Origin of the sequence: Stenotrophomonas sp. STK17_22, from assembly GCF_051983905.1 — a bacterium.
Lineage (GTDB): Bacteria > Pseudomonadota > Gammaproteobacteria > Xanthomonadales > Xanthomonadaceae > Stenotrophomonas > Stenotrophomonas maltophilia_A.
The window spans coordinates 2,823,571-2,838,825 of record NZ_CP197010.1; the positions used below are offsets into that span (position 1 = coordinate 2,823,571).

General features: G+C 66.8%; 15 protein-coding genes. 11 read left to right on the plus strand and 4 right to left on the minus strand.

Translation table 11 applies throughout. From position 1 onward, the window contains the following. Window positions 1-6: 6 nt before the first annotated feature. Entirely contained in the window at window positions 7-501 is a 495-nt protein-coding gene (locus tag ACSYS9_RS13150; protein WP_071229608.1) for a CS1 type fimbrial major subunit, read from the minus strand. A 110-nt stretch (window positions 502-611) separates the two neighbouring features. After that, on the minus strand, window positions 612-1,319 hold the full coding sequence (locus ACSYS9_RS13155; RefSeq protein ID WP_440567989.1) for a CS1 fimbrial subunit B flags: Precursor: 708 nt from the start codon (window positions 1,317-1,319) through the stop codon (window positions 612-614). Window positions 1,320-1,619: 300 nt separating this feature from the next. Here ACSYS9_RS13155 and ACSYS9_RS13160 point away from each other — a divergent pair, with 300 nt between their 5' ends. From ACSYS9_RS13160 to ACSYS9_RS13190, 7 genes are all read left to right on the plus strand, one after another. Continuing rightward, entirely contained in the window at window positions 1,620-1,922 is a 303-nt protein-coding gene (locus tag ACSYS9_RS13160; protein WP_071229610.1) for a hypothetical protein, read from the plus strand. Window positions 1,923-2,204: 282 nt separating this feature from the next. Continuing rightward, window positions 2,205-2,504, plus strand: a complete 300-nt coding sequence (locus ACSYS9_RS13165) for a hypothetical protein (RefSeq protein ID WP_071229611.1) — start codon at window positions 2,205-2,207, stop codon at window positions 2,502-2,504. A 62-nt stretch (window positions 2,505-2,566) separates the two neighbouring features. Next, window positions 2,567-5,326 (plus strand): magnesium-translocating P-type ATPase, encoded by a 2,760-nt coding sequence (mgtA, locus tag ACSYS9_RS13170; RefSeq protein ID WP_071229612.1) that lies wholly within the window; start codon window positions 2,567-2,569, stop codon window positions 5,324-5,326. Between the two features lie 31 nt (window positions 5,327-5,357). Then, window positions 5,358-6,095: an MgtC/SapB family protein gene (locus ACSYS9_RS13175; RefSeq protein ID WP_032129477.1), complete on the plus strand. Its 738-nt coding sequence runs from the start codon at window positions 5,358-5,360 to the stop codon at window positions 6,093-6,095. 329 nt (window positions 6,096-6,424) lie between these two features. After that, window positions 6,425-7,480 (plus strand): sensor histidine kinase, encoded by a 1,056-nt coding sequence (locus tag ACSYS9_RS13180; protein WP_071229613.1) that lies wholly within the window; start codon window positions 6,425-6,427, stop codon window positions 7,478-7,480. Beyond that, window positions 7,473-8,114: a response regulator transcription factor gene (locus ACSYS9_RS13185; RefSeq protein WP_049422188.1), complete on the plus strand. Its 642-nt coding sequence runs from the start codon at window positions 7,473-7,475 to the stop codon at window positions 8,112-8,114. Before ACSYS9_RS13180 ends, ACSYS9_RS13185 begins: the two co-directional genes overlap by 8 nt. Beyond that, entirely contained in the window at window positions 8,111-8,656 is a 546-nt protein-coding gene (locus ACSYS9_RS13190; RefSeq protein WP_071229614.1) for a DUF1697 domain-containing protein, read from the plus strand. The genes ACSYS9_RS13185 and ACSYS9_RS13190 overlap by 4 nt, the downstream gene beginning before the upstream one ends. Window positions 8,657-8,755: 99 nt before the next feature. Here the strand turns inward: ACSYS9_RS13190 and ACSYS9_RS13195 are convergent, their stop codons facing one another. Beyond that, on the minus strand, window positions 8,756-9,928 hold the full coding sequence (locus ACSYS9_RS13195; protein ID WP_071229615.1) for a low temperature requirement protein A: 1,173 nt from the start codon (window positions 9,926-9,928) through the stop codon (window positions 8,756-8,758). 9 nt (window positions 9,929-9,937) lie between these two features. Further along, on the minus strand, window positions 9,938-10,204 hold the full coding sequence (locus ACSYS9_RS13200; RefSeq protein ID WP_032129472.1) for a hypothetical protein: 267 nt from the start codon (window positions 10,202-10,204) through the stop codon (window positions 9,938-9,940). 203 nt (window positions 10,205-10,407) lie between these two features. Between ACSYS9_RS13200 and ACSYS9_RS13205 the strand changes: the two genes are divergently transcribed. The 4 genes from ACSYS9_RS13205 to blaL1 all read left to right on the plus strand — a co-directional run bounded on the left by ACSYS9_RS13205 (window position 10,408) and on the right by blaL1 (window position 15,249). Continuing rightward, a complete protein-coding gene (locus ACSYS9_RS13205; RefSeq protein ID WP_071229616.1) occupies window positions 10,408-10,932 on the plus strand; it encodes an RNA polymerase sigma factor in 525 nt (174 codons plus the stop codon). Further along, window positions 10,929-11,780 (plus strand): FecR family protein, encoded by an 852-nt coding sequence (locus tag ACSYS9_RS13210; protein ID WP_071229617.1) that lies wholly within the window; start codon window positions 10,929-10,931, stop codon window positions 11,778-11,780. The genes ACSYS9_RS13205 and ACSYS9_RS13210 overlap by 4 nt, the downstream gene beginning before the upstream one ends. 71 nt (window positions 11,781-11,851) lie before the next feature. Continuing rightward, window positions 11,852-14,281 carry a TonB-dependent receptor domain-containing protein gene (locus ACSYS9_RS13215; protein WP_071229618.1) on the plus strand — a complete coding sequence of 810 codons (2,430 nt, stop codon included), beginning with the start codon at window positions 11,852-11,854 and terminating at the stop codon, window positions 14,279-14,281. Window positions 14,282-14,376: 95 nt separating this feature from the next. Further along, window positions 14,377-15,249, plus strand: a complete 873-nt coding sequence (gene blaL1 / locus ACSYS9_RS13220; RefSeq protein ID WP_071229619.1) for a L1 family subclass B3 metallo-beta-lactamase — start codon at window positions 14,377-14,379, stop codon at window positions 15,247-15,249. Window positions 15,250-15,255 lie beyond the last annotated feature (6 nt).

A 15,255-nucleotide genomic window follows, 5' to 3' on the forward strand; every position in this document is an offset into this window, starting at 1 on the left:
TGATCGTCAGATGTCGCTCTCGAAGATCATGTGGAACTGGCCGCCGTAGCTGCCCTGCTTGTAGCCACCGCTCGGCGCGGTCGGGGCAATGGCGAAGGCCAGTGACTTGCCGGCGGCCGCCTGGGTGGCATTGGCCACTTCGATCTTCGCGGCCGAGGTGGGCGGCACCACCACGTTGTCCAACTTCACTGCCAGGTCGACCACATCGGCGGCCGATGCCATCTGCGCCGGTGCCGACAGATAGGCACTGATCGCCGCCGGCGACTTGATGTTGATGACGCGGCCGGTCAGATCGCTCAGGGTCTGGCGCGCGGTATCCCACGGCAGGTTCTGCGGCAGGCCTTCCCAACCATCGGGGGTGGACACCTGCAGGCCGGCGCTGTTCGGTACGTCGGCGGTGACATTGATAGTGATGGACTTGGTTTCGGTAGCGGCCAGGGCAACGGCCGGGGTGATCAGCAGGGCGGTGGCCGCTGCCAGCAGGGTGGTCTTCAGGGACATGGATGCACTCCAGGTTCAAGGGTAGGAATCAAGGTGCCAGGCAAGGGCAACGCCGTCCCAGCGGGCGCCTGACAGGCCCGTTCGGGACAAAACCATCGGTGGAAGCGGGCTTAACGGCGCGAGTCGATGCTGCGCTGGCTGTCGCCTTCGCGAAGCTCGAAACGCAGGTACTGATGCTCGGCGGCCTGCAGCGCGTAGCTGTTGCCGGGGCGTACATGGGCGATGATTCCCGGCGTGCAGGTATCGGGGTGGTTCCGCTCGCACTGGCGCAGATTGTCCAGCACCACGGTGGCATTGCCGCGATTGCGCACCTGCTGTTGTTCGATGAGCGTGTCGTAGTGCGGGTTCTCCGGCGCGACGAAGAAGATCGTGCCGTAGCCGGTGAATACGCGGATGGCCGAAGTGAGCTCCGCTGCCTCCCGGGCCTGCTCTTCGCTGAGCGAGAATTCCTCGGCTGTCGGCGCCACCGGGATGAAGCGCAACCGGTAGTAGCGCTCCTGGTCACGCGCACCGCGATACACCAGGCGTGTAGCCTGCTGTCCATTGCCTGCGATGATCAGGCGGCTGGGACTGGCGATGACCCCTTGCGCATCCGGCGTGTTGTGGACAAGCGCGGTGGTATCCACCGGCGTTTCGCTGGCCTTGCCGTCTGCATCGAAGTGCATCTGGGTGACTTCAACCCGCACGTAAGCCGTGGCGTCACCGGTGTTGCGGATGCGCTTGAGCAGGTTGCTGTGCGTGGGTTGCAGGTAGTCGAACAGTACGCCGACGTTGATCTGTGGGGTGGATGCGTGCGCGCTACCAGACAGAATGACCAACAGAATCAAAGTGAGAAGACGATGCATTGCGAGCCCGCGGGGAAAGGCGAGCGCGAATTTTCACGGCGGCGTCACAACCTCGACATACAAGAAGTTGCAAAAATCAAACATGTCCTACTCGTTTGAAAACATTCTTAGTCTGCCGCTCCTGGTCTGCAGGACCTGCACGCACGCGGTGAACGGCAACCAACTTGCCTGCACGCTTACCTGCATTCTTCGCAACCGGCTTACAGTCCCGCGCAGAAGATCCGGCCGTGGCCACCACAACGGTGGCCCGCACCTCTACTTCTGGAGCCTGTCATGACCGAGGTCCGCTATCTTCCCGTCGCCCTCACCCTTTGCGCGGGCCTGCTGCTCGGTGCGTGCTCCAAGGCCCAGGAAGCCAGCAAGGCCACCGCGGCCGAGGACGTAACCGAAGTGAAGCTGATTCCGTCCTATGAGTCGCTGGACAAGGACAAGGACGGCATCGTCACCCTGGCCGAAGTGGATGCCGTGGCACCCGACTGGGCCGAGCGCCTGCACGCCTGTGATACCGATCGCGACAAGACGCTCACATCCGGCGAATATGACGTCTGCAAGCAGACCACGCCGGCCGCCCATTGATCCGCGCCTTGGCACTTCGCGGGGTCTCGCTATACCAAGGTATAGCCGGGCTAACCCACGAGCCTCTAGGACTACCCCATTCAGGGGCGGACAATAGCGCCACTGGCCAGGGCAATCCTGGCCGGCCCCTCCCCTCATGGAGACGCAGATGGACCCCGACCCTGCCGGGCGCACCGCGCCCCGTATGCCCGCCTGTTGCCCGTTCCCGGCGCCTGCCCGCCGGTCCCTGCCTGCCTGAATGACGGGGGATCGCCAGGCGCCGCCTGCCTGGAGATCACCCCCATGTCCTACAAGATCCTCTACATCACCCTGCGCCGCCTGATCGGCGAGCGCGATGTTGCCGCCCTGCGCAGCCACCTGCTGCAGCACGGCGCCGTGGTTTTCGCCCGTTCGCTGTCGCTCGGCTCGCCACGCGTGGTCGCCGACGCGCTGTCGCTGCTGCCGATCAGCGAGCGCATCAATGTGCTGCGCCACCTGCCCTACCCGCTGCGCGATGCGATGAAGCCGCTGTGCATCGGTGGCAGCCAGCGCCTGCACATGCAGCTGTGGTCACCGGCGGTGCTGGCAATGCGCCACGCCTGAACCGTTGCATCCGTTCCGTTCGTGTTCCGGCCGCGGCCGGCTCTGACATTCAAGGAGTTCCCATGAGCCTGCTCAACGCCTGGTTCAATGCATTCCTGCGCAGCCGTCGCGCAGGCAACCTGTTCGGTCGTCGCGCCATGCCCGAAGCCGGCTTCGGCCCGGGCAGCGCCGAGGCCGCACCGTTCGCACTCACCACCGGCCTGGTCACCCTGTCGCAGTTGGACGAGCCGCGCCTGCTGGCCGCGCTCGACTCGCACGTCGATGGCCTCAGCCCGCACGAAGCCGAGGAGCGGCTGGCCACGCTCGGCCCCAACGAGGTGGATCACGAAAAGCCGCTGCCGTGGTGGCGGCACCTGTGGCAGTGCTACCGCAACCCGTTCAACCTGCTGCTGACCGTTCTGGCGGCGGTGTCCTGGCTGACCGAGGACATCAAGGCCACGATCGTGATCGGCGCGATGGTGCTGCTGTCCACGCTGATCCGCTTCGTGCAGGAAGGCCGCTCCAACCGTGCCGCCGAGCGGCTGAAGGCACTGGTCGGCAACACCGCACGCGTGCTGCGTCGCAATCCGGGTACCGAGGCGGCCGATGTGGCCGACCAGTACTTCGGTGCGCACCTGCACAGCCGTCGCCCGGCACGGTTGCTGGACCTGCCGATCCGTGAGCTGGTGCCCGGTGATCACATCGTGCTGTCCGCCGGCGACATGATTCCGGCCGACTGCCGCGTGTTGACCGCCAAGGACCTGTTCGTGGCGCAGGCAGTGATGACCGGCGAGTCGCTGCCGGTGGAGAAGTTCGCGCACCCGGGCGATGGCCTGGCCGGTCTGCTGGAGCAGCACAACCTGTTGTTCATGGGCACCAATGTGGTGTCCGGCACCGCCACCGCCGTGGTGCTGGCCACCGGCAACCGTACCTACTTCGGCACCCTGGCCCAGCGTAGCACCGCCACCGACCGCGCGCCGACCGCGTTCCAGGCCGGCGTCAACAGCGTCAGCTGGCTGCTGATCCGCTTCGCGCTGGTGATGGTGCCGTTCGTGCTGCTGATCAACGGCTGGACCAAGGGCGACTGGACCGAGGCGTTTCTGTTCGCACTGTCGGTGGCGGTAGGCCTGACGCCGGAAATGCTGCCGATGATCGTCACCTCCACCCTGGCCAAGGGCGCGGTGCTGCTGTCGCGGCGCAAGGTGATCGTCAAGCGCCTGGATGCAATCCAGAACTTCGGCGCGATGGAAGTGCTGTGCACCGACAAGACCGGCACCCTCACCCAGGACAAGATCGCGCTGGAACGGCACACCGACGTGTTCGGTCACGATTCGGAGGATGTGCTGAAGTTCGCCTACCTCAACAGCCATTTCCAGACCGGGCTGATCAACCTGCTCGACCGGGCGGTGCTGGAGCACGTGGAGCTGCAGAGCTCGCTGCGGCTGTCGCAGGACTACCACAAGGTGGATGAGATCCCGTTCGACTTCGAGCGCCGCCGTATGTCGGTGGTGGTGTCCGAACGCGAGGACCACCATGAGCTGATCTGCAAGGGTGCGGTGGAAGAGATGCTGGCGGTATGCAGCACGGTGCGCGAGAACGGCGAGGACAAGCCGTTGGATGAGCAGCGGCTGGCGTGCGTGCGGCAGACCACCGAGGAACTGAACGAACAGGGCCTGCGCGTGGTGGCAGTGGCGATGAAGGAAACTGCTGCCAGCCAGACCGTGTACTCGCAGGCCGACGAATGCGGACTGACCCTGGTCGGCTACGTGGCCTTCCTGGATCCGCCGAAGGAATCGGCTGCGCAGGCGCTGCAGGCGCTGGCCGCGCATGGCGTAGAGGTGAAGGTATTCACCGGCGACAACGAGCTGGTCACCGCCCGCGTCTGTGCCCAGGTCGGGCTGGAGGCCGACACCATCCTGACCGGCCCGCAGATCGAGCGCATGGATGACGGCGCGTTGTCGCGCGCATTGCACCACCATCGTGTGTTCGCTCGATTGACGCCACTGCACAAGGAGCGCCTGGTGCGCGAGCTGCGTGCGCAGGGCAAGGTGGTCGGTTTCCTCGGCGATGGCATCAACGATGCACCGGCGCTGCGTGCGGCGGACATCGGCATCAGCGTGGACAGCGCGGTGGACATCGCCAAGGAGGCCGCCGACATCATCCTGCTGGAAAAGAACCTGATGGTGCTGGAGGAAGGTGTCATCCAGGGCCGGCGCACGTTCAACAACATGCTGAAGTACATCCGCATGACCGCCAGCTCCAACTTCGGCAACGTGTTCTCGGTGCTGGTGGCCTCGGCCTTCCTGCCATTCCTGCCGATGCTGCCACTGCAGCTGCTGGTGCAGAACCTGCTGTACGACATCTCGCAGATCGCCATTCCGTTCGACAACGTGGACGAGGAGCTGGTGCGCAAGCCGCTGAAGTGGAACCCGGCAGACATTGGGCGCTTCATGGTGTTCTTCGGACCGATCAGCTCGATCTTCGACCTGAGCTGCTTCGCGCTGATGTGGTACGTGTTCGATGCGCGCACACCGGCCGACCAGGGCCTGTTCCAGTCCGGCTGGTTCGTGGTGGGCCTGCTGACCCAGACGCTCATCGTGCACATGATCCGTACGCCGAAGGTGCCGTTCCTGCAGAGCATCGCCGCGCCGCCGCTGCTGGTGATGACCGGCCTGATCATGGCCATCGGCGTGGCCCTGCCGATGAGCCCGCTGGCTGGCTACTTCAAGCTGCAGGCCCTGCCGACCGGCTACTGGCCGTTCCTGGTGGCGATCCTGTTCGGCTACGCGGTGCTGACCACCGTGCTGAAGAAGATCTACATCCGTCGTTACGGCTGGCAGTAAGCGCCCGCCGCCTGGTCCAGGGAGAAACACAATGGACATCAATCCGAACCTGCCGGCGTTCAACGCCGGCGCAACCCTGAGCTCGCTGATCAGCCTGTCGGTGGCGTTCGTGCTTGGCACCGTCATCGGCCTGGAGCGGCAGCTGCGCCAACGCACCGCCGGCCTGCGCACCAATACCCTGGTGGCGGTGGGTGCGGCGGTGTTCGTCGACCTGGCCGTGCGCTTCCACGACCTGTACGGCGGTCCGCCGTCGCCGCTGCATGTCGTGGCCTATGTGATCTCCGGTGTGGGCTTCCTCGGTGCCGGCGCGATCATGAAGGACGGCGCACAGGTGTCTGGCCTCAATACCGCCGCCACCCTGTGGGGCTCGGCGGCGGTGGGTGCCTGTGCGGGTATCAAGCTGCTGCCAGAGGCGGTGCTGGCGGCGGTGTTCGTGCTGGCCGCCAATACCCTGCTGCGGCCGGTAGTGAACCGCATCCAGCGGCAGCCGTTGCCGGAGGCGTTCAGCGAGGCGACCTATGCGATCAACGTGGTCTGCCAGCGCGAGCAGCAGGCCGAGGTGCTGGACCAGCTGTTGCTGCTGCTGGAGCAGGCGCACTACCCGGTGCGCGCGGTGGACCAGCGCCCGTTCGGCGAGCGCGACGTGGAGATCGAAGCGGTGCTGTATGCCACCACGGTGGATGCCGGTGAACTGGATGCGGTGCTGGCCACGCTGGCGACCACGCCCGGTGTCCTGCAGGGGTTCTGGAACGCCAGCCTGGATGAGTAGTGCCGGCCGCTGGCCGGCAACATCGTGCACCGCTTGGTAGGTGCCGACCTTGGTCGGCACAGAACCCTCAGATGCCACGACTGCTGCCAGAGCCTGCCGACCAAGGTCGGCATCTACCAACAGCCCGCATGCACCACATTGGTCTGTGCCGACCTGGGTCGGCACAGACCTGGGTAGTGCCGGCCGCTGGCCGGCAACCTCATGATCTCCGGGACGATCCTGCAGCTGCCGGCCAGCGGCCGGCACTACCAGGCATCGCTTTGGTGGGTGCCCGCATCCACCCAAGGCGGCTTTGCTATCCTTTCCCCCCACGCCCGGGAGCCGTTCCGATGCCATCGCTGTCGCCCCGTCGCCCGCTGGTGCTGCTGGCCCTGATCGTCGTGATGGCGGCGATCTTCCTGGTCGATACCGTCACCGACTACGCCGTGGCGGCAGCCTGCTTCTACGCAGCGGTCATCCTCGCCGCATCGCGCGTACTCGCCACGCGCGGGCTGATCAGCCTGGCCATCGCCTGCATCGCACTCACCGCCCTGAGCTTCTTCCTCACCCGCTTCGGCACCTACCGCATCGGCCTGGTCAACTCGGTGATCGGCATGCTGGTGATCGGCATCACCACCTACCTGGCGTTGAAGATGGAAGCGGCCAAAGCCGCAGTGCAGGAGGCACAGGGCCGCCTGCTGCGAGTGGCGCGCGCATCGACCGTGGGCGAGCTGACCACCTCCATCGCACATGAAGTGAACCAGCCGCTGGCGGCCATCGCCAGCAGCGCCGAAGCCTGCCAGCGCTGGCTGGCACAGGACCCACCGAACGTGGACAAGGCACGGCAGACCGTGGCCCGCATCCTGGCCGACGCGCATCGCGCCGGTGACGTGATCGCCCGCATCCGCGGCCTGACCCAGGGTGCCGCACCGGAACGGCGCGCCTTCGATCTGAACCAGGCGGTGGAGGAAATGCTGGCACTGTCGCGCAGCGAGCTGGACCAGCACGGCGTGGCCGTGGCCCTGCTGCTGGACGCCGACCTGCCACTGGTGCAGGCCGACCGCGTGCAGGTGCAGCAGGTGATCGGCAACCTGATCCTCAATGCGGTGGACGCGATGGAAGCCGTGCCCGCCGCCGACCGGCGCCTGTCGCTGCTGACCCGGCGTGACGGCCAGCGGGTCAGCCTCAGTGTGCGCGACCGTGGTGTCGGCCTGCCCGCCGATCATCCCGAGCGTGTGTTCGATGCGTTCTGGACCACCAAGTCGCACGGCCTGGGCCTCGGTCTGAGCCTGAGTCGTTCGATGATCGAGGCCAACGACGGCCAGATCCGCGCCGAACGACCGGCAGGTGGCGGCGCCTGCTTTGTGTTCGACCTGCCCATCGCCACGGAACTCCCCCATGCGTAAGCCCGCTGCACCCATCACCGACCCGGCACCCATCGTCTACGTGATCGACGACGATCCGTCGGTGCGCGCCGCGCTGGAAGACCTGCTGGCCTCGATGGGCCTGCAGGTAAGGGCCTTCGCCTCCACCCAGGCGTTCCTCGAACACGAACTGGAAGACGCACCGGCCTGCCTGGTGCTGGACGTGCGCATGCCCGGTCAGAGCGGGCTGGAGTTCCATCGCACGATGGGCAGCCACGGCCTGCAGCTGCCGGTGGTGTTCATCACCGGCCACGGCGACATCGCAATGGGCGTCAACGCGATCAAGGACGGTGCCATCGAGTTCCTGACCAAGCCGTTCCGTGACCAGGAGCTGCTGGATGCTATCCACAAGGGCATCGAGATCGACCGCCAGCGCCGTCGCGATGGCGAGGCACTCGATGCCCTGCAGCAGCGCTGGAACACCCTCAACCCCGGCGAGCGCGAGGTGGTCGATGGCGTGGTGCGCGGCCGCCTCAACAAGCAGATCGCCGGTGACCTCGGGGTCAGCGAGATCACGGTGAAGGTGCGCCGCGCGCAGGTGATGCGCAAGATGGGCGCGCGTACGCTGGTCGATCTGGTACGCATGTACGACCGCCTGCAGGCAGGTTCCCCATGAGCGTGCATGTCGCGCTGCTGCGAGCAGTCAATGTCGGCGGTACCGGCAAGCTGCCGATGGTTGAACTGGTGGCGATGTGCGAAGACGCAGGCTTCACCGACGTCCGCACCTATATCGCCAGCGGCAACGTGGTGTTCCGCAGCGGACTTGACGAAGAGGGCGTGCGGAAAGCCCTTGGCCAACGGCTGCAGGCCTATGCAGGAAAACCGGTGGGTGTGCTGGTGCGCTCGGCAGCCGAGATCGCGGCGGTTGCCGCCGGCAATCCGTTCCCACATGCCGCCGGCAATCGCGTGGTCGCGCTGTTCGTTGATGAGGTACTGCCCGCCGATCCCTTGACCGGGGTGACCGGCCTGCGCGATGAGCAGCTGGCGCTGGGTACCCGCGAGATCTTCGTCCACTATGGCGACGGCATGGCCGACTCACGCCTGCGGATTCCCTGTGCCCAGCAAGGCACCGCCCGCAACCTCAACACGGTCGGCAAGCTTGCGGCAATGGCCGCCGCGCTCGGCCAGGTCACCTCAGACAGTAGAGGGCGGCGGTAGAGTCGACTGTCAGTCGACTATCGCCCGCAGCACGGGATTTTCCACAACCTTGTGGAAGAGCAGTCGACCAACATTCGACTCTACCCGGCAGAGGGCTGATCACGCCCGTTGCAGACGGTGCTTCAACCGCGTATCCATCAACCCCACCGCCAGCAGCACCGCACTGGTCAACCAGCCAGCGGCCAACAGATGGGTCTGCGGCAACACCACGCCCAGCACGCCCAGCGCCACCGCGCCGATCAGATGCGAGTACGGTGCGCGCCCGTATACCACCCGCTTGTACAGCGCGCTGCCCAGCAGGTAGATCAACGGGCCGGCCACCAGCACGGCCGCATACACCGGCGTCACCACAGCATGCGGGTGGTCCATGACCAGGTCATTGCCCACCGCCGTAGCGATGATCCCTGCGATCAGCAACGCGTGCACATAGTGGAAGTTGGCCCCCATCCGGCCCGGGTCTTCGGCATGGCTGATGGCCTCGGTGGCGTCGCGGCTGGAGATGCCGAAGTACAGCCACCACATGGCGATCGTGCCGGCGAACGTTGCCAGCACCGCCGACACCACCGCCCCACTCCACTGTTCGACCTCGCTGAGCACGCCACCGGTCGCCAGCAGCGTCTCGCCCAGCGCGACGATGACGAACAGCTGGCAGCGCTCGGCCAGGTGCCCGCCCTCGATGGTCCACTCGCGGGTGTGCGAACGACCCAGCCCCGGGAACGCGAAGCCGAACATCGGTGAGACGTATTCGCACGCCACTGCCACCGCCCACAGCGCCAACCGCGTATTGCCCTCGGCTGCCGCACCTGCCAGCCAGAAGCAGGCCGACACGCTCACCCAGGCCAGCATGCGGCGGAAGTTCGGCGCCAGCGGGTGCGTGCGGCCAACCTCGAACAGCACGAAGGCGGTACGCCCGACCTGCATGGTGGCGTAGGCGCCGGCGAACACCCAGGCACGGTCGGCGAAGGCCTCGGGAATGGACGAGGACATCAACAAGGCCAGCAGCATGGTGGCGAACAGCAGGCCGCGGATGCGCGGTGCTTCCGGATCGAACCAGTTGCTGACCCAGCAGGCGTACTGCCAGCCCAGCCACACCGCAAACCACAGCACCAGGGTCTGCAGCACGCCGGCCAGGTCCAGGTGGTGCAGCAGGTGGTGGCTGAGCTGGGTGACCGCGAACACGTAGACCAGGTCGAAGAACAGCTCTTCGTAGGTCACGCGCGCATGGTGGCCATCGCGCTGGCGCAGGGCCGGCAATCGCAGTCGTGTACTCATGGCTGTCCTTCAGCGCGCCAGGCGCCAGTAGAGCAGACCGGCCAGCAGGGCCGGCACCGCGAACACCAGCAGCAGGATCGGCAGTTCTTCGCGCATCCCGTAGCCGGCCTTGCTGACGCCTACCCACAGGTTGGCCACCGTCACCAGCAGCCAGGTGGCAATGAACGCGATCAGGGCCGTGGGCAGCTGTGAGGTGCCCACGCTCCACAGCCGCCCGAACAGCAGGAACACCCCAAGCAGCACGACGCCACCCACCATCACCAGAAGCACATGCATGGTCCACCTCCTTGAGCCTGCAGGCAGGCTAGCCGTGGGCGATTCTGCGCTCCAGCCGATGATCGTGGATTCACTTTCCAGGCGCGGCGAACAATCGCCCTGACGATCGCGGCATAGCAAACGAGAACAGTTCCCATTAGTATTGCGTCATTGCGCAGGGATGACCTCCCGGCACCCGCCTTTCACCCTTGCTGCCCGTCCGGATGTCCCAGCCGACACTTCCCCGCCCACCTGCGCTGCCGCTGGTGACCTCGCTGGTGCGCCACTACGAGGAACTGGTGGACTACCTGCATCGCCGGTTCCGCTCGCCCGGGCTGGCCCGCGAAGTGGTGCACGATGTCTGTGTGCGCCTGCTGGAACGCACGGCCGCGCATGACGCCCGCCAACCGATCGCGCTGCTGCGCAGGATCGCCCACGATGCGGCGGTCGACCGCTGCCGCGCCGAGGACCTGCGCCGGCACTGGGTGGAGCCCCGCGCCGAGCTTCCCGAAGGCGCCTGTGAGCGCCCCGGACCCGAGCGCCAGGCGCAGGGCCAGCAGGCGCTGCAGCGGCTGACTACCAGCATCGAGCGCATGCCCTGCCGGCGGCAGCAGGTGTTCATCCTGCACAAGATCCACGAGCTGCCCCAGGCCGAGGTGGCGCAGCGGATGGGCATCGGCCTGAAGGCGGTGGAACGTCATCTGCGCCTGGCCATGGCCGACTGCCAGCTGCACGGTGCGCTGCGGTGAGTCCTGTATCACCCGATCCGGCACCGCCGTCGGCGCCCACCGAACCGTCCGCCGAGGACATGCTCGATCAGCACCGGGAGGCACTGAAGGAGCGTTTCCCGTTGCCAGGCCCGGAGCAGTTGCAGCGGCGGCGCGGCGGATCTGGCGCAAAACGGGTACTGCCGGTGCTGTTGCTTGCGGCCGGAGCGCTGCTGTTGACCGACCCGGCCTGGCAGGTGCGTGACTACCAGACCGCCGTCGGCGAGCGCCGCGACATCGAGCTGCCGGACGGCAGCCGCGTGCTGCTCGACGCGGGAACCCACCTTCAGGTCCGTCGCCATCTGCGTTCGCGGCAGGTGCTGCTGGCGCAGGGCCATGCGCGCTTCGAGGTGCAGCATTCGGCGTGGCGCCGCTTCCAGGTTGATGCAGGGCCGGTACAGGTACGCAACTACGGCACGGTGTTCGATGTTGACCGCCAGGGCGATCTCAGCGAAGTCACGCTGTGGCGCGGCGAGGTCGGTGTCAGCGTGGATGGCGGCGGCACCGAGCAGCGCCTGAAGCCGAGGCAGCGCCTGCTGGCCCAGCCAGGCTCGCTGTCTCCGCCGGAAGCTGTGGACCCGGACCGGGCCGACTGGACCACCGGCCGGCTGCAGTTCGACCGCATGCCACTGAGCGAGGTGCTGCGCATCCTGCAGCGCTATCACGACCGTCCGATCGTGCTGGACGACCCGGCACTGGGTCCGCTGCAGGTGTCGGGCGTGTTCGATGCCGATCGTGCCGAGACGGCGGTCGCCTTGTTGCCGGAGATCCTGCCGGTCCAGGTGCATACCGCCGCCGACGGCAGCCTGCATCTGCGCGCCCGCGATTGATTGCCACGCCGAGGGTGGGTTGCGCGCCGTCCCATCCGGCAAGTGCTTGAACCCTTCCGAAGGACCCCCGCATGACCCGCCCTGTTCCGCCCGCCGCGCTGCGCCGGCTGGCCCCCACCCTGCTCGCCGCCTGCCTGTGTGCGGCGCTGCCCGCCACCGCGCAGACCGCTGCGTCCGCACCTGTCGAACTGCACCTGCCGGCCGGCCCGCTGCAGGCTTCGCTCAACTCGCTGGCGCGCCAGAGTGGCATCCAGCTGCTGTTCGCTGCCGACAGCGTGAGCGGCCGCAACGCGCCCGCCCTCGACGGCCGCTACACCCCGCACGACGCCCTGCAGCGCCTGCTGGCCGGGCAAGGCCTGGCGATGCAGGAGCGCTCGCCGGGGGTGTTCGTGGTGAGTGCTGCGCCGGCATCCCCCAAGCCCCGCGCTCCGGCCCGGGCCGCGTCATCGGCAGCGTCCCCAGCCACGACCACTTCGCTGGCCCGGGTCACGGTATCGGCCTCGACCGCGCGCATGCCGCAGGGCGAGACCGCCATGCCCAACACCATCACCGTGCTGACCCGCGAGGACATCGCGCAGCAGCTGGCGCTGGGCTCGGATGTCTCGCGCGTACTCTCGTCACAGATCCCGGCGTTTGCCCCAGCGCGCGAGAAGATGTCCAACTACGGCGAAACCATGCGCGGCCGCGGCATCCTGTACATGGTCGACGGCGTTCCGCAGTCGACGCCACTGCGCGATGGCTCACGTGATTCGCACACCATCGATCCGGCCATGATCGAACGCATCGAGGTCATCCACGGCGCCAACGCGCTGCAAGGCATCGGCGGTACCGGTGGCATCGTCAACATCATCACCCGCAGCGCGCCCAGCGAGCCCGGCGCCTTCCTGCTCGACACCAACGTCAGCTACAGCTCGGCCCTGCCCAGCCGCCGTGATGACAACGGCCAGCGCGGCTCGGCACTGGTCGGCGTACGCGGCGAGCAGTTCGATCTGGTGGCCGGCCTGGCCTATGAGAAGCAGGGCCTGTACCACGACGGTGAGGGCCGTTCGATCGGTACCAACGCGCAGGGCGAACTGATGGATTCGACCTCGTCGAACGTGTTCGCCAAGCTGGGCTGGAACATTGCCGAGGGCCACCGCTTGCAGCTGATGGCCAACCGCTACGAGCTGCGCGGGCTGGACAACTACCTGGCGGTGAACGGTGATTACCGCACCGGCCGCCCGACCCTTTCGGTGCCCGGCGATACGCCGCTGGATCCACCGATGAACCGCTCGCGTTCGTTGACGCTGGACTACAGCGCCGCCGATCTGCTCGGTGGCCGTTTCCAGGCACAGGCGTTCGCGGTCGACTTCGAAGGCCGCTATGGCGCCAGCCAGTGGGATCCGTGGGGCAACACCGGCGCCAACGCCGCCTGGGACCAGACCCAGAACGAATCGGACAAGCGCGGCTTCAAGCTGACCCAGAGCTGGGCCCGCATCGCCGACACCACGCTGGACGTGACCCTGGGCCTAGACGGCCTGCGCGACCGCACCCACCAGGTGCTGCTGGCCAGCGGCATGAACTGGGTGCCGCAGACGACCTACCAGAGCCTGTCGCCGCTGCTGCAGCTGCACTGGTGGCCAACCGACCACCTGATGCTGTCCGGCGGCCTGCGCTACGAAAAGGGCGAGCTGGAAGTAGGCGACTACACCACCCTGCCCCGCTACGGCGCACGCAAGGTGGCTGGCGGCAAGCCGACCATGAGCGAGACCCTGCCCAACTTCGGCGCGGTCTGGTACATCAATGACCGTCTCAACGCCTACGCCTCGTATTCGGAAGGCTACACCGTGGCCGACGTCGGCCGCGTACTGCGCGCGATCAACCGCGACGGCCAGCGCGTGGACAATCTGATTGATCTGTCACCGGTGGTGTCGGACAACCGCGAGATCGGCCTGGAGTACGACGATGGCCGTTTCAGCGGTGACATCGCCTACTACACCTCCGAATCCAAGCTGGGCTCGGTGCTGATCTACGATCCGGGCATCGACGCCTATGCGGTGCAGCGCCAGGCCACCCGCGTGGAAGGATTCGAAAGCAACCTGCGCCTGCGCCTGGGCGACAGCCGGCTGGGCCTGGGTTATGCACGCGCCAACGGTCGCTACGACGCCAACGTCGATGGGCGTCTCGACAGCGATCTAGCTGGCGTCAACATCGCGCCAAACCGGCTGACAGCGTTCTGGGAACAGAACTGGACGCCGCAGCTGAGCACCCGCCTGCAGGCCAGCCATGCCTTCGACCGCGACTTCGACCTGCAGGGGACACGCGTGGCCGAGTTCAAGGGCTACACCACGGTGGATCTGGTCGCACGCTATGCGCTGGACAAGCACGCCTTCACGCTGGGCGTGCAGAACCTGACGAACAAGCAGTACATCAGCTACTACTCGCAGACCACGCCGTCGAACCCGAGCTATTTCTCGGGCCGTGGCCGGGTGGTGACGCTGGGGTGGCAGTACCGGTACTGATCCATGGCGCCCTTATGGGAGCCATGAAATCTATGCGCGACGCGATGAAGGAGGCCCATGCTAGTTTCTGGGCCTCCTTCAAACGGACGTGAACCATGCGTTTTTCCCCGCTCGCCTTCGCCCTGGTCACTGCTCTCCCGATCGCGCACGCCAGTGGCGCCGAGACACCACTGCCGCAGCTGCGGGCCTACACCGTGGACGCCTCGTGGCTGCAGCCGATGGCACCGCTGCAGATTGCCGACCACACCTGGCAGATCGGCACGCAGGACCTGACCGCCCTGCTGGTGCAGACCGCTGACGGCGCGGTACTGCTCGACGGCGGCATGCCACAGATGGCCGGCCACCTCATCAGCAACATGAAGGCGCGCGGCGTGGCCCCGCAGGACCTGCGGTTGATCCTGCTTAGCCATGCACACGCCGACCATGCCGGGCCGGTGGCGGAGCTGAAGCGCCGTACGGGCGCCAAAGTAGCGGCCAACGCCGAATCGGCGGTGCTGCTGGCGCGCGGTGGCAGCGACGATCTGCACTTCGGCGATGGCATCACCTACCCGCCTGCCAGTGCAGACCGCATCGTGATGGATGGCGAGGTGGTCGAGGTGGGCGGCATCGAATTCACAGCCCACTTCATGCCCGGGCACACCCCGGGCAGCACCGCGTGGACCTGGAGCGATACCCGCGAGGGCAAGCCGGTGCGCATCGCCTACGCCGACAGCCTGAGTGCACCGGGCTACCAGCTGCAGGGCAATGCGCGCTATCCGCGCCTGGTCGATGACTACAAACGCAGCTTCGCGACGGTGCGGGCGTTGCCCTGTGACGTGTTGCTGACCCCTCATCCGGGTGCCAGCAACTGGGACTACGCCTCCGGCAGCAAGGCCAGCGCCAAGGCACTGACCTGCAAGGCCTACGCGGATGCGGCCGAACAGAAGTTCGACGCACAGCTGGCCAAGGAAACAGCCGGGGCCCGCTGATTCTGT

Excerpts from the sequence above, each read along its gene's own strand:
- ACSYS9_RS13180 (WP_071229613.1), top strand. The coding sequence starts at position 6,425 with ATGCCATCGCTGTCGCCCCGTCGCCCGCTGGTGCTGCTGGCCCTGATC.
- ACSYS9_RS13185 (WP_049422188.1), top strand. The coding sequence starts at position 7,473 with ATGCGTAAGCCCGCTGCACCCATCACCGACCCGGCACCCATCGTCTAC.
- ACSYS9_RS13205 (WP_071229616.1), top strand. The coding sequence starts at position 10,408 with ATGTCCCAGCCGACACTTCCCCGCCCACCTGCGCTGCCGCTGGTGACC.
- ACSYS9_RS13175 (WP_032129477.1), top strand. The coding sequence starts at position 5,358 with ATGGACATCAATCCGAACCTGCCGGCGTTCAACGCCGGCGCAACCCTG.
- ACSYS9_RS13200 (WP_032129472.1), bottom strand. The coding sequence starts at position 10,204 with ATGCATGTGCTTCTGGTGATGGTGGGTGGCGTCGTGCTGCTTGGGGTG.
- ACSYS9_RS13215 (WP_071229618.1), top strand. The coding sequence starts at position 11,852 with ATGACCCGCCCTGTTCCGCCCGCCGCGCTGCGCCGGCTGGCCCCCACC.
- ACSYS9_RS13160 (WP_071229610.1), top strand. The coding sequence starts at position 1,620 with ATGACCGAGGTCCGCTATCTTCCCGTCGCCCTCACCCTTTGCGCGGGC.
- ACSYS9_RS13190 (WP_071229614.1), top strand. The coding sequence starts at position 8,111 with ATGAGCGTGCATGTCGCGCTGCTGCGAGCAGTCAATGTCGGCGGTACC.
- mgtA (WP_071229612.1), top strand. The coding sequence starts at position 2,567 with ATGAGCCTGCTCAACGCCTGGTTCAATGCATTCCTGCGCAGCCGTCGC.
- ACSYS9_RS13165 (WP_071229611.1), top strand. The coding sequence starts at position 2,205 with ATGTCCTACAAGATCCTCTACATCACCCTGCGCCGCCTGATCGGCGAG.
- ACSYS9_RS13195 (WP_071229615.1), bottom strand. The coding sequence starts at position 9,928 with ATGAGTACACGACTGCGATTGCCGGCCCTGCGCCAGCGCGATGGCCAC.
- ACSYS9_RS13150 (WP_071229608.1), bottom strand. The coding sequence starts at position 501 with ATGTCCCTGAAGACCACCCTGCTGGCAGCGGCCACCGCCCTGCTGATC.
- blaL1 (WP_071229619.1), top strand. The coding sequence starts at position 14,377 with ATGCGTTTTTCCCCGCTCGCCTTCGCCCTGGTCACTGCTCTCCCGATC.